General features: G+C 70.8%; 12 protein-coding genes. 11 read left to right on the forward strand and 1 reads right to left on the reverse strand.

Annotated elements, in window-relative coordinates; all coding sequences use genetic code 11:
- Positions 1 to 175: 175 nt before the first annotated feature.
- From ABEA93_RS09465 to ABEA93_RS09505, 9 genes are all read left to right on the forward strand, one after another.
- A complete protein-coding gene (locus tag ABEA93_RS09465; protein ID WP_345674915.1) occupies positions 176 to 1,258 on the forward strand; it encodes a Gfo/Idh/MocA family protein in 1,083 nt (360 codons plus the stop codon).
- Positions 1,255 to 2,301, forward strand: coding sequence for a Gfo/Idh/MocA family protein (locus ABEA93_RS09470; protein WP_345674916.1), 1,047 nt, complete (start codon positions 1,255 to 1,257; stop codon positions 2,299 to 2,301). Before ABEA93_RS09465 ends, ABEA93_RS09470 begins: the two co-directional genes overlap by 4 nt.
- Positions 2,302 to 2,317: 16 nt before the next feature.
- Positions 2,318 to 3,190, forward strand: a complete 873-nt coding sequence (locus ABEA93_RS09475) for a fumarylacetoacetate hydrolase family protein (RefSeq protein WP_345674917.1) — start codon at positions 2,318 to 2,320, stop codon at positions 3,188 to 3,190.
- A gap of 115 nt (positions 3,191 to 3,305) precedes the next feature.
- The gene (locus ABEA93_RS09480; RefSeq protein ID WP_345674918.1) at positions 3,306 to 4,928 is read left to right on the forward strand and encodes an ABC transporter substrate-binding protein; all 1,623 of its coding nucleotides are present in this window, start codon (positions 3,306 to 3,308) and stop codon (positions 4,926 to 4,928) included.
- 68 nt (positions 4,929 to 4,996) lie between these two features.
- The gene (locus tag ABEA93_RS09485) at positions 4,997 to 5,956 is read left to right on the forward strand and encodes an ABC transporter permease (RefSeq protein ID WP_345674919.1); all 960 of its coding nucleotides are present in this window, start codon (positions 4,997 to 4,999) and stop codon (positions 5,954 to 5,956) included.
- On the forward strand, positions 5,953 to 6,885 hold the full coding sequence (gene opp4C, locus ABEA93_RS09490) for an oligopeptide ABC transporter permease (protein WP_345674920.1): 933 nt from the start codon (positions 5,953 to 5,955) through the stop codon (positions 6,883 to 6,885). Before ABEA93_RS09485 ends, opp4C begins: the two co-directional genes overlap by 4 nt.
- Complete coding sequence (locus tag ABEA93_RS09495) at positions 6,882 to 8,054, forward strand: ABC transporter ATP-binding protein (RefSeq protein WP_345674921.1); 1,173 nt, start codon at positions 6,882 to 6,884, stop codon at positions 8,052 to 8,054. The genes opp4C and ABEA93_RS09495 overlap by 4 nt, the downstream gene beginning before the upstream one ends.
- Positions 8,051 to 9,118: an ABC transporter ATP-binding protein gene (locus ABEA93_RS09500; RefSeq protein WP_345674922.1), complete on the forward strand. Its 1,068-nt coding sequence runs from the start codon at positions 8,051 to 8,053 to the stop codon at positions 9,116 to 9,118. Before ABEA93_RS09495 ends, ABEA93_RS09500 begins: the two co-directional genes overlap by 4 nt.
- Positions 9,103 to 9,966, forward strand: coding sequence for an IclR family transcriptional regulator (locus ABEA93_RS09505; RefSeq protein WP_345674923.1), 864 nt, complete (start codon positions 9,103 to 9,105; stop codon positions 9,964 to 9,966). The genes ABEA93_RS09500 and ABEA93_RS09505 overlap by 16 nt, the downstream gene beginning before the upstream one ends.
- 96 nt (positions 9,967 to 10,062) lie before the next feature.
- On the opposite strand, the gene ABEA93_RS09510 is transcribed toward ABEA93_RS09505, so the two are convergent.
- Positions 10,063 to 10,437: a RidA family protein gene (locus ABEA93_RS09510; protein WP_345674924.1), complete on the reverse strand. Its 375-nt coding sequence runs from the start codon at positions 10,435 to 10,437 to the stop codon at positions 10,063 to 10,065.
- A gap of 94 nt (positions 10,438 to 10,531) precedes the next feature.
- Between ABEA93_RS09510 and ABEA93_RS09515 the strand changes: the two genes are divergently transcribed.
- The gene (locus ABEA93_RS09515) at positions 10,532 to 12,175 is read left to right on the forward strand and encodes an N-acyl-D-amino-acid deacylase family protein (protein ID WP_345674925.1); all 1,644 of its coding nucleotides are present in this window, start codon (positions 10,532 to 10,534) and stop codon (positions 12,173 to 12,175) included.
- An 8-nt stretch (positions 12,176 to 12,183) separates the two neighbouring features.
- The gene (locus tag ABEA93_RS09520; protein ID WP_345674926.1) at positions 12,184 to 13,020 is read left to right on the forward strand and encodes an amidohydrolase family protein; all 837 of its coding nucleotides are present in this window, start codon (positions 12,184 to 12,186) and stop codon (positions 13,018 to 13,020) included.
- Positions 13,021 to 13,056: the final 36 nt, after the last annotated feature.

A 13,056-nucleotide genomic window follows, 5' to 3' on the forward strand; every position in this document is an offset into this window, starting at 1 on the left:
CGGACCGGCCGTGGGGCCGGCTGTCCGGGACGATAGAACACTCGGCTTGAACATGGCAAGGCTTTCCATGTCGCCCGAACCGATGTCCTTTTCGATGAGATAAAACGAGAAACGAAGCCTTGACATCGGCCTGTCGACACACGCAGCATCGCTCAACATGGAATCCCATTCCGCGATGACCGGTGAAAGTCGGCCGCCTGCACGCCCACTCGGAATCGTGGTCGTCGGCACCGGGTTCATCGCCGACGAGCACATCGGCGCCCTGCTCGGCCGCCGGGACGCCGACCTCGTCGGCGTCGTCGACACCCACGCCGGGCGCGCGGCGGCGGCCGCACGCCGCAACGGCGGTGTGCGCTTCACGACGGACCTCGCCGAGGCCCTTTCCTGGCCCGGCGTCGATGCCTGCATCGTGTGCACGCCCAACGGTTCGCACCATGCCCTCGCCCTGGCGGTCGCCGACGCCGGCAAGCACCTGCTCATCGAGAAGCCGCTCACCATCACCGTGCCCGAGGCCGTCGAGGTGGCCGACGCCTTCGCGGCGGCCGGCACGGTCCTGATGGCGGCCCACACGCACCGCTTCTACGACTACGGCCGCGCCGTCAAGACCGCGATCGACGCCGGCGAGGTCGGTCGGCCCGAGGTCGTCCGCCTGGCGATCCTCGGCGACTGGATCTGGCCGGACTGGCGTGCGTGGGTCCTGGACCCGAAGGCTTCGGGCGGGCATGCGCTGCACAACGGCGTGCACCTGCTCGACCTGGCCACATGGTGGCTCGGCGCCCGGCCGGAGAGCGTGTACGCCCGAGGCCGCAAGCAGACCGCCGCGGAGCTCGACATCCACGACTACCTCGAAATGGTCGTCCGCTACAGCGACGGCTCGGTGGCGGTCTGCGAGATGAGCCGCGGGCACCGCACCGGAGGGGTCGGACTGCGGGACGTCATGGTCCTCGGCAGCGAGGGCCTGCTGACTCTCCCGTGGAACGGCGACGGCTCACCACTGCTGTCCGAGCGGGGCTTCTCACAGGTCCCGGCCCCCGGCGGCAACGGGTTCGCCGTGCAGCTCGCCGCCTGGCTGGACACGATCTCCGGCCAGGAACCCGCGATGCCGGTACACGACGCCGTCCTCGCGGTGGCGATGGGTGTCGCGGCCGAGCGCTCGATGGCCTCCCGACGACCGGTCCTGCTGTCCGAACTCGGCATCCCCGACCGCCACGCGCCCTCCCCCGGCGCCCCCGCACTCGACGAAGGACGCACCGCATGACCGGCCACGCCCCCGCCACGCGCCCCTTGCGCGTCCTGCTGGCAGGCTTCTCCGGGCTCGGGACCCAGGACCATCAGACGGACATGTACCTGCCGGCGTTCAGCGCGCACCCCGGGTTCGAGGTGGCCGCGGTCGCGGGCGACGAGCCGCAGGCCCGGTCTGCGGCCGAACGCCTCGGTGTCCCGCTGGTCGCGGACGTCGCGACCGCCGTCGGCGACGTCGACGCCGACGTCGTCAGCGTCTGCGTACGCCCCGAGGAACGGGCCGAAACGGCCGTCCGCGCCCTGGAGAACGGCCGCCACGTCCTGGTCGACAAGCCCGCCGCGACCGGTGTCCCCGAGGCCGCCGCGATCGCGGCCGCCGCCTCGGCGGCCGGCCGGGTGTGCCTGCCTGCCCACCACCAGCGCTTCGCCCCGGGCGTCCGGGCCGCCCGCGCCGCCGTGGGCGGCGGGCGCGTCGGGCTGCCGTGGAACATCCAGACGGACTTCCTCGTCGGCGCGGGAGATCCCGTCCCCGAGGGCGAGCTGGTGAACTTCGCGGTCTACCCCGTGGACATCGTGCTCGCGGTCACCGGTCAGCCGGTCCACCGCGTCCACGCCCTCACGGCCGGTGCCCCGGGGCCGTCCGGCGCCGAACGCACCGCGGTCCTCATGCTGGACCATGCCCATGGTGTCACCAGCACGATCGTGGTCGGACGGGGCGCCGACGGCATCGCGGCACCCGGCACCGTCTTTCACCGGCACCGCATCAGCGGCTCCGCCGGCGTCCTCGTCGTGGACGCCGCCGGACCCGTGCTCACGGTGCGCGGGGCCGCCGGCGCACGGGCCCTCCCCTTCGACTCCGGCAGCGTGCCCGCTCTGCTGGACGAGCTTCACGGCGCCATCACCGAAGGCCGCCCCGCCGATCCGGACATCAAGGACGCGCTGGCCGTCGCCCGTGTCGTGGCCGCCGCCCGGACGTCGCTGCGGACCGGCCTGCCCGTCGACATCGCGGCTCAGCCGCAGCCCGGGTCCACCCCGGCTGCTCCCACGCCTACCGCCTGACCGAGGAACCACCACCATGAAGCTGCTCAGCTATGAACGGGACGGCGCCGTGCGCCATGGCCGGCTCCTCGACGACGGCCGGATCGCCGAACTCGGCGACGGGGACCTCGGTGCCGCCATCGTCGCACTCGACGGGGACTGGGCACGGCTCCCCACCGGAGAGGGCACCGCACACGACCTCGCGAGCGTGCGGGTCCTGGCCCCCGTGCCGAACCCGCCGAAGGTCCTCGCAGCCGCGGCCAACTACCAGGAGCACGTTCTGGAGGGCGGTGGCGAACCGCTCGTGAAAGAACGCCTGGCCCCCCGGATGTTCCTCAAGCCGGGCACCTCCGTGACCGGGCCCGACACCGTCATCCCGCTGCCCGACAGCTCGTCCCAGATCGACTGGGAGGCCGAACTCGTCGTCGTGCTCGGCCGCGGCGGCCGCGACGTCGCCGTGGCGGACGCCCTCGACCTGGTGGCGGGCTACGCCGTCGGCAACGACGTCTCGGCCCGCTCGCTCGATCTCGGCTACGAGCGCGACGCGGGCGCCCCCGGCGCGTCCGCCGAATGGTTCTTCGACTGGCTCGCGGGCAAGTGGTTCGACGGGTTCGCCCCGTTCGGCCCGTGGCTTGTCACCCCTGACGAAGTCGGCGACCCGCAGGACCTCGCGGTCCGGCTGGAAGTGAACGGCAAGCTTCGCCAGGACGGCAATACCCGCGACATGATCTTCACCGTGGCCGAGCTGATCGCCCACTGCTCCCGGCTCATGACCTTGCAGCCGGGAGACCTGATCTTCACCGGCACCCCGTCCGGAGTGGGCGCCGCGACCGGCGATTTCCTGCGGTCCGGCGACGAGATGACCGTCACCGTCGACGGACTCGGCACCCTCGCCAACACCGTGCGCTGAACCACCGGCGCCCCCTCCCCCACCTCTCGTGGGCACCCCGTTGCTTTCCGCGCGCCCGGCCGCGCCCGCGCGACGCGGCACCCTGCATCTGCCGGCACCGAATCGAAGGACAGCCGTGTTCACTTCCCGCAAGAGATCTCTGGCCAAGGCAGCCGTCGGCCTTGCGCTCACCCTGTCGGCGGTAGCCGCCTGTTCCTCGGACCCGAGTCAGGGCGGCGGTACGCCGGGCGCCGGGAGTGGCTCCGGCAACGGCGCGCTGAATGTGTACCTGTACCAGAAACCGAAGCTCTTCAGCCCCCTCGCTCCCAACAACGGGCCCGACCAGGTGGTCATGTCCTTGGTCTTCGACTCGCTCGTGGCCCCGGACAACGACTTCAAGCTCCAGCCCCGCATGGCGCAGGAACTGCCGCAGCAGAGCGCGGATGGCACCACCTACACCTTCAAGCTTCGTCCCGGCCTCAAGTGGAGCGACGGAGAGCCGTTCACGGCACAAGACGTCCTGTTCACCTACAACCTGATGGCCAACCCCAAGGCGGGCGCCGCCTCCGCCGGCAACTACGCCGGGGTCGAGGGCGTCGACGCACTCGCCGCGGGCACCGCCCAGACGGCTTCCGGGTTCAGCGCGCCGGACGACAACACCTTCGTCATCAAGACCACCAAGCCCGACGCGGGCATCGTCGCGCTGATCGGTGCGACGCCCATCCTGCCCAAGCACATCCTCGGTTCCGTCGCGGTCGACCAGGTGGCGAAGAACGCGTTCTTCAGCAAGCCGACCGCGGGCACCGGACCGTACCGCTTCGTCTCGTACCAGACCGACCAGTACGTCGAGTTGCAGGCGAACCCCGAGTTCCGCACCCCGGTGGGGATCCCGCGGGTCTTCCTCAAGCCCGTCACCTCCGACGTGGCCACCGCACAGCTCGGCACGGGGGAGATGGACGTCGTCCAGGTGTCGCCCACCGACCTGCCGACCGTCGGCAAGATGGCCAACGTCTCCGTCTCGGCCGCCGACAGCCCCGGCTTCACCCGTATCGCGGTGAACCAGGCACAGCCGCGCTTCGCCGACCCGCGAGTCCGCCAGGCGCTGATGTACGCGATCGACCGGAAGAAGATCGTCGACTCGGTGCTGGGCGGCAAGGGGACAGTGCCCGCGACCTCCTTCATGGGCGACGTGGTGCCGAACAGCCTGAACCAGTACGAGTACAACCCGCAGAAGGCCAAAGACCTGCTGGCGCAGGCCGGTTGGGACTCCGGCAAGCCGGTCCAGCTGGAATGGGTCCCCGGGCAGCGCGACCGCGACACGACGGCCACCATCGTCCAGAGTCAGCTTCAGGCGGTCGGTGTGAAGGTGGAGCTCAAGCAGGTGCAGGCCTCGCAGCTGCTGGAGTCGTACACCGGCGGGTACGACCTGGCGATGTTCGGCGGCGGCACGTACACCGACCCCAGCCAGGTCCCGCAAATCGTCGGCTGCGACAAGTTCTATCCGAAGGGGTCGAACGTCCCGCACTTCTGCGACAAGACCCTTGACGAACTCACCGGCAAAGCCAACGCGACCTCGGACGCCGCGGCCCGCCAGGACCTGTACCGGCAGGCCGCGGCCCGGGAGAACGAGCAAGCGGCGTACCTGTGGATGTACAACCCGCAGACCGTCTGGGCGTCCAACAACCGCGTGCAGGGCTTCAAGGCGAGCGGCGACATCACGCGCCCGTTCACCGGCATCGAGAACTGGCACCTGAACTGACCTGACCGGGCCGGATCCGCGCGCCGCGACGGACCCGGCCCGGCGGCTCCCCGTGATTGGAGGGACAAGTGGGGACGTTCGTCCTGCGCCGCATACTGGTGAACATCCTGGTCTTCCTGGCGATCACCGTGGGCATCTTCGCCCTGGTACACGCCGCGCCCGGCGATCCGGTCCGGATGATGATCAATCCCGACCAGGTCTCCTCCGGCAGTCAGGAGTTCATCGCCCGGCAGCGCCACGAGCTGGGCCTGGACCGGTCGTTGCCGGTGCAGTACTGGGACTGGCTGCGGAACGCGGTCACCGGAGACCTCGGATATTCGTACGTCAGCAGGCAAAGCGTCACCTCGGCGATCTCCGAGCGCCTGGGGCCGACGGTCGAGCTCATGGGGATCGCCCTGCTGCTGTCGCTGGTGATCGGCATCCCGCTGGGCATCCTGTCCGCGGTGCGCCGCAACTCCTGGCTGGATTACGGCACCACGGTGTTCGGCCTCGGCGCCATCTCCATCCCGCCGTTCTTCCTCGGCATCGTGGCGATCTACACCTTCTCCCTGAAGCTCTCCTGGCTGCCGTCCGCGGGCATGACCACACCGGGCGTGCATTCACCGGGAGACCAGTTCAAACACCTGCTGATGCCGGCGCTCCTCCTGGGGTTGATCGCCGCCGCGCCGATCATGAGGTATGTGCGCAGCGGCGTGATCGGCGAACTCGGCGAGGACTACACGCGGACGGCCGAGGCCAAGGGCGCATCGTGGTCCCGGGTCGTCCTGCGGCACGCATTCCGCAACTCGCTCGTGCCGCTGATCACCGTCGTGGCGATGAGCGTTCCTGCGCTGATGGGTGGTGCGGTGGTCATCGAGCAGGTCTTCGCGTGGCCCGGGATGGGGCAGCTGACCATCAGCTCGGTGAATCAGAACGACTACCCGGTGGTCATCGGGGTCTCCCTGTACGTCGCGGTCCTCGTACTGATCTGCAATCTGCTCGCCGACCTGCTCTACGCGGTCGCGGATCCGAGGGTGAGGCTGGGATGACCGTATCGACGGACACGACGATCGCCGGGCCGGGGCCCGCGCCTGCCGGGGGGGCCGTCGCGGGGCCGCGCCGCACACCGGCGCGCATGGCCCTGCGCCGATTCCGGCGCAACAAACTCGCGGTGGCCGGTGCCGCCGTGCTCGGACTGGTGCTCGTGCTGGCGGTCTTCGCTCCGCTGATCGCGCGGCACAGCCCGAACCAGGTGGACCTCGACGCGCTGCGCCAGGGACCTTCGGCCAAGCACTGGTTCGGCACCGACTCGTCGGGCCGCGACGTCTTCTCCCGGGTGGTGCACGCCGGGCGCGTGTCCCTGCTGGTCGGCGTTTCGGCCGCATTGATCTCGGTGGTCATCGGAACCCTTCTGGGCGCGGTGGCCGGCCTGCTGGGCGGGGTGGTCGACTCGGCGGTCATGCGGCTCGCCGACATCGTGCTGTCGTTCCCGACCGTGATCGCGATCGTGGTGCTCGCCGGAGTGCTCGGCCCGAGCGTCACCATGTTGGTCATCGCCATCGGCGCCACCCATTGGCCGCAAGCCTGCCGGGTGGTCCGCGGCGTCGCCCTCGGACTGCGGGAGCAGGACTACCTGCACGCAGCCCGGGCCGGCGGTGCGGGGCCGTGGTGGCTGGTACGCAAGCACATCGTGCCGGCGTCGCTGCCGCCCGTCGCGGTGGCCGCCACCCTGGCGGTTGCCCAGGCCGTGCTGCTGGAGGCGACCCTGTCGTTCCTCGGCCTGGGCGTGCAGCCGCCGCAGGCGAGTTGGGGCAACATGCTCAACGACGCGCAGAGCCTGACCCTCATCGAGTCCGCGCCGTGGATGTGGCTGCCGCCCGGGATCGCCATCGCCGTGACCGTTCTTTCCGTCAACTTCGTCGGGGATGGGCTGCGGGACGCGGGGGACCCGCGGCAGAGCAAGGGAGCACGCCCGTGAACACGGCGCAGACATCCGACGGCCCCGCGCCGGCCCTCGGCCGGACGCTGCCCGGCACCCGGCCGGCCGACTTCGACGACGCGGAGCCGCTACTGGAGATCCGCGACCTCGTGGTGGAGTTCGCGGGCGACGAGGGCGCCGTGCGGGCGGTCGACGGAGTCGCCTACAGCGTGCGGCCGGGTGAGATCCTCGGCGTCGTCGGCGAATCCGGCTCCGGCAAATCGGTGACCGCGATGTCCGTGCTGGGGCTGATCCGGCGCCCGGGGCGCATCGTGGGTGGCGAGATCCGCCTCCGCGGGCGGGACCTCCTGGGGCTTACGCACCGGCAAATGCGGGAGATCCGCGGCAACCAGGTCGCGATGATCTTCCAGGACCCGATGACGGCGCTGAATCCGGTGATGACCGTGGGCGCCCAGATCATCGAGGCGCTGCGTCTCCACGACAGGAAGATGAGCCGGGCCGCCGCCCGCGAGCGTGCCGTCGAGCTGCTCACGTCCGTGGGCGTCCCGCAGCCCGAAGTACGCGTCGGCCAGTACCCGCACGAGTTCTCCGGCGGCATGCGCCAGCGCGCGATGATCGCCATCGCCATCGCGAACCGGCCCCAACTGCTGATCGCCGACGAGCCCACCACGGCCTTGGACGTCACCGTCCAGGCCCAGGTGCTGGATCTGCTGCGGGACGCGCGGGACACCACCGGCGCGGCGACCGTCATCATCACCCACGACCTCGGCGTAGTCGCCGAACTGGCCGACAGCGTGGTGGTGATGTACGCCGGCCGGGTGGTCGAACAAGCCGCGGTGTCCGAGCTGTTCGCGGCGCCCAGGCACCCGTACACGCTCGGGCTCCTGGCCGGCGTTCCGACGTCCGAAGACGAGGACGAGGACGACGACGACCTCGCGTCCATTCCCGGCACCCCGCCGGACATGGCCCACCCGCCCGCGGGCTGCGCTTTCCATCCGCGTTGTCCGATCGCCCGCGACCGGTGCCGTACCGAGCGCCCGCCGCTCGCCCAGGCTGCCCCCGGGCATCGGAGCGCGTGCCACTACGCCGACGAACTCGTCGGCGCCACCGCCCGCGACCTCTTCGCGACCGTCCCCGATGCGATCCGCGACACCGCGGCCCCCGACGCGATTGCCGCTTCGATCCCCGACGTGAAGGAGGCACCGTGACGGAGCTTCTCCGGGTGGAAGGACTCGCCAAGCACTACCCGATCCGCCGCGGCGTACTGCGGCGGCACGTCGGCGACGTGCGCGCCGTCGACGGACTGGACTTCGGCATGGCCACCGGCGAAACGTTGAGCCTCGTCGGGGAGTCGGGCTGCGGCAAGAGCACGACCGGCCGCATGATCGCCCGTCTGCTGGCGCCGAGCGGGGGCCGTATCGTCTTCGACGGGAGGGATATCTCCGGCCTGTCCGGCAAAGCCCTGTCGCCGCTGCGCCGCGAAGTGCAGTTCATGTTCCAGGACCCCTACGCCTCCCTGTCGCCGCGCATGACCGCGCACGACATCATCGCGGAGCCGCTTCGGCTCCAAGGCACGTACCGGCAGAACGGGGCGGCCCGGGTCACCGAGCTGCTCGACATGGTCGGGCTGTCGCGGCAGCACGCGGACCGCTACGCCCACGAGTTCTCGGGCGGCCAGCGCCAGCGCGTCGGTCTGGCCCGGGCGTTGGCCCCCGGTCCGCGCCTGCTGGTGCTCGACGAGCCGGTCAGCGCGCTCGACGTGTCGATCCAGGCGCAGATCGTGAACCAACTGCGGCAGCTCCAGCGGGAACTCGGGCTTGCCTACCTCTTCATTTCGCACGATCTGTCGATCGTCCGACACGTCTCGCACCGCATCGCGGTGATGTACCTGGGGCGGATCGTGGAGATCGGGCCGCGAGCGCGGATCTTCTCCGCGCCGGAGCACCCGTACACACGGGCGCTGCTGTCGGCGACCCCGGTCGCCGACCCGGCCCGCCGCGACGAGCGCCGTCGCATCACGCTCCAGGGCGACGTGCCGAGCCCGAGCGATCCGCCGTCCGGGTGCCGGTTCCGCACCCGCTGCTGGAAGGCCCGGGACATCTGCGCGAACGAGGAGCCGAAGCTCGTCGCCCGGCAGGAGGACGGGCACCTGAGCGCGTGTCACTTTCCGGAGGGCACACTTTCCTCCGGTGAGGACATCACGCCCGGCCCGTCGCAGGGGGCAGGGGGCACCGTCGAGAAGAAGGAGGCACGGGCGTGGCCCGAGGGGTGAACGGAACGCGGGGGACGCCGTCGGTGGACGACGCCCGCCCCGCATCTGCCAACTACCACGCACAGGCCCTCGTCAGGGGGCTGGCACTGCTGGAGGAGCTGGCCAAGACGTCCGCACCGCTCACCCTGCACGACCTGAGCCAGGCCACGACACTGCCCAAGAGCACTCTCGTGCGGCTGCTGAGCGTGCTCGGCGAGATGGAGTATGTCGTACGCGTGGACGACCAGCCCTCCTACCGCCTCGGACACAAAGTGCAGTCGCTGGCAGCGGCTTATGTCGAGTCGCTCGACCTCTCCGTGGTCGCCGAGGAGTACCTGACCCGAGTCGCCGCGCGCACCGGGCAGACCACGAATCTCGGTGTCCTGGACGGGCGGCAGGTCTTGCACATCTGCGTACGCGAGCCGGACCGGCCGTTGCGGTTCACCGCCGAGCCGGGGACCCGGGACCACGCGTACTGCACCGGGCTGGGCAAGCTGTTGCTGGCGAACGTCGATCCGGACCTGCTGCCGGAGGCGGTTCCGACGGAGCCTTTCGAAGCGTTCACCGACCAGACGATCACGACGATGGACCAGCTGTCCCGGGAACTGCGGCGGACGCTTCGGCGCGGCTATGCGCTCGACGACAACGAGCGGAGCGTCGGGCTTCGCTGCGTGGCGGTCCCGGTGACGGTGGACGGGAAGTGCATGGCAGCCGTGAGCGTGGCAGGTCCCTCCGGTGAGTTCACTCCGAACCGGATCGAGGACTTCGTCGAGCACCTGCGCGACGTCGCCGCGGAACTGGCGGAGGACGGCGACTTTGTGGCCGCACTGCGCATCGTGAACCGCTCACTGCGGCCGATCGGTTCGTGACCGACGGCGGACCGCGCCGGATGCGCTTCGCATCTGCCGCGGTCCGTCTCGAACGCGCGGGCCCGCCCGCAGCGAGCGGGCCCGCGATGGTGGACGTCACCCGAGGTAGGCGATCGCCTCGACCTCGACCCGGACGTCCGCGTGACCGAAGTTCACGACGACTGTGGTGCGCGCCGGGGGCGCGTCGCCGAACCTCTTCGCGTAGACCGCGTTGAAGCGGGCGAAGAGCGCGGAGTTCGACAGGTAGGCGTTGACCTTGGCCACGTTGGCGATCGTGGCGCCGCCGGCCCGCAGCACCGCCTCCACGTTGTCGAGGGTGGCTTCCACTTCCGCCTCGAAGTCGCCGATGAACACCGTGCCGTCGGGGCTGGTGGCCACCTGGCCGGAGACGAAGAGGAAGTCACCGGCACGCAGTCCGTGTGTCAACGGGACGGCGGGCGGGGCGAAGCCTTCGGGGTGAACGCGTTGCATGTCGAACCTCGTGTCTTGAAATGGATCCCCACAACGTGGAAAGTTGTTCCACATGATGCCGGGAGTGAGATCCCGGGGCAAGGACAGGTGCGGGATGAGCAAATCGCTCGTAGTGGCGAACGGCCTCGTGGTCGACGGCACCGGGGCGCCGCCGCGCGTCGCCGACGTGCTGGTCGAGGACGGCCGTGTCGTGCGGGTGGACCGGACCGTGGAGCGCGGCGGCACCACCCGTGTCGTCGACGCGAGCGGACTCGTCGTCGCGCCGGGCTTCGTGGACATCCACACCCACTCGGACCTCACGCTGCTGTCGTCCCCCGAAGCGCACAGCAAGGTGCGGCAGGGCGTCACGACCGAAGTCGTGGGCAACTGCGGACTCGGCGTCTCGCCCCTGGCCCCGGGAGCCGACGTCGCAGCGATCCGCCAGGCCGTCGGCTACCTCGACTTGGACCCCGCTCTGGCCTGGTCGTGGGACGACACCTCCGGCTACCTCGACGCCGTGGACGCCGCACGTCCGGCGGTCAACACCGCGACGCTGACCGGACACCTGCCGCTGCGTGCCGGTGTCGTCGGGTTCACCGACCGCGCCCCCGACTCCGCCGAACTCGACGCCATGTGCGGACTCCTCGCGGACACCTTCGCGGCCGGGTCACTCGGCCTGTCGACCGGGCTTGTCTACTCGCCCCTGTGCTACGCCACGGAGGACGAGCTCATCGCTCTGGGACGAACCGTGGCCTTCCATGACCGTGTCTTCACCTGGCACGTCCGGGATTACGCCGACGACCTCCTCCCCTCCGTCGACCAGGCGCTGCGGGTGGCCCGCGCCACCGGGTGCCGCACCCAGATCTCCCACCTGGCTTCCGTCGGGCGCCGGAACTGGGGTGCGGTCCGCCGCGCGCTCGACGCCGTCGAGGACGCGCTCTCCGACGGGTTCCGGGTGGCCGTCGACATCTATCCCTACCTGCACGGCAACGCGCCCTTGTCGCAGCTGCTCCCGGCCTGGGCCCAGGACGGCGGCGCGCACGCCTTGGCCCTCCGGCTCCGTGACCGGGCAGCTCGCGACCGCATCGTGGCCGCGTGGGCGGACCGCCCGTCGGGCTGGGACGAGATCACCCTCAGCCGCGTGCCCCCCACCCCGCGCCCCGCCGCGGAGGTCGACGAAGTGGGCATGTCCATCGCCGACATCGCAGGCCGCCGCGGCGCCGACCCGGACGAAGTGGCGATGGACCTCTTGGCCGCGTACGGCTCGGGCGTGCTCATCGTCGCCGGCGGCCGGAGCGAGGACGACCTGCGGACCGTCCTCGACCACCCGGCGTGCGTGGTGGCGTCGGACGGGCAGGCGCTCGACCGCGACGGTGTCACCGGCGCGGGCAGCCCGCATCCCCGGTCCTACGGCTGCTTTCCGCGGTACCTGTCCCGCTACGCGGGCGCGACCGACCTCGAACTCGCCCGCGCGGTGAGGCGCTGCACCGGTGCGCCGGCCGAACTGATGGGGCTCACCGGAATCGGCACGCTCACCGCCGGGGCGCGCGCCGACCTCGTGCTGTTCGACCGCGACCGGCTCACCGACCGGGCCACCTTCGCCGATCCGCAGCAGTACCCCGAGGGAATCGCCGAAGTCCTCGTCGCCGGCGAGACCGTCGTCGACGCAACCGGCCACACCGGATGTCGGCCGGGCCAGGTCCTGCGCGGCCGGCACGGCACCGCTCACCCGGGCGGCACCGCCCGCACACCCCGCTAGGAGATCCGATGATCGACGTCCATACGCATTGCCATCTCGGCGAGCACTGGGGCTGCGAATGGCACAACCATTGGCAGCCCGTCTACGGCCACGAGTACCCCGACCACACGCCGGCCGACTACGACGCCGCCATGAACGGCGAAGTCGACCTCGCCTTCGTGTTCGGTATGCGGGCCACGGCGGCCGGCGTCATGACCCCCAACGAGTACGTGGAATGGTTCTGCGCCGAAACCGAAACCGAGACGATCGGCTTCATGGCGCTGGACCTTGCCGACGACGATGTCATGGAGCAACTGGCGGACGGCATCGCACGGGGCCTGCGCGGCGTGAAGCTGTACCCCGTCCTCGCCCTGTTCGACCCCAGGGACACCCGCCACGATGCCTTCTACCAGGCCGCCGCGGATGCGGGCCTCATCCTGCTGTGGCACATGGGCGCGACACCGAGCCCGGTCGGGGACCTGTCCGTCAGCAATCCGCTGGTTGTCGACGAGGTGGCCCGACGGCACCCCGAACTCACGCAGATCATCGCCCACTTGGGGCATCCGTGGCAGCGCGAGACGATGGTCGCCCTGCGCAAGAACCGCCGGGTCTTCGCCGATGTCTCGGCGCTTTGGGCCCGTCCGCTGGACGGTTACCTCGCCTTGGCGCGGGCCCAGGAATGGAATGTGGTGCCCAAGCTGCTGTTCGGCTCGGACTTCCCGCTGTGGACGCCCCGGCAGGCAATCGAAGGTCTGCGCGAGACGGCCGCTCTGAGCATGCCCGGCATGCCGAAGATCCAGCCGGAGACCATCGACTGGCTCGTCGACGGCGACCCCCGGAGCGACCTCGGGCTGGTCGCCCGGTGACCGCCTCGACACCGCCGCCGGAGTATTCTGCGACGT

It is taken from the genome of Yinghuangia aomiensis, assembly GCF_039542225.1.
In the GTDB taxonomy this organism is placed as follows: domain Bacteria; phylum Actinomycetota; class Actinomycetes; order Streptomycetales; family Streptomycetaceae; genus Yinghuangia; species Yinghuangia aomiensis.

Coding starts and splice junctions, on each gene's coding strand:
- opp4C (WP_345674920.1), top strand. CDS start 5,953: ATGACCGTATCGACGGACACGACGATCGCCGGGCCGGGGCCCGCGCCT.
- ABEA93_RS09520 (WP_345674926.1), top strand. CDS start 12,184: ATGATCGACGTCCATACGCATTGCCATCTCGGCGAGCACTGGGGCTGC.
- ABEA93_RS09470 (WP_345674916.1), top strand. CDS start 1,255: ATGACCGGCCACGCCCCCGCCACGCGCCCCTTGCGCGTCCTGCTGGCA.
- ABEA93_RS09475 (WP_345674917.1), top strand. CDS start 2,318: ATGAAGCTGCTCAGCTATGAACGGGACGGCGCCGTGCGCCATGGCCGG.
- ABEA93_RS09465 (WP_345674915.1), top strand. CDS start 176: ATGACCGGTGAAAGTCGGCCGCCTGCACGCCCACTCGGAATCGTGGTC.
- ABEA93_RS09515 (WP_345674925.1), top strand. CDS start 10,532: ATGAGCAAATCGCTCGTAGTGGCGAACGGCCTCGTGGTCGACGGCACC.
- ABEA93_RS09510 (WP_345674924.1), bottom strand. CDS start 10,437: ATGCAACGCGTTCACCCCGAAGGCTTCGCCCCGCCCGCCGTCCCGTTG.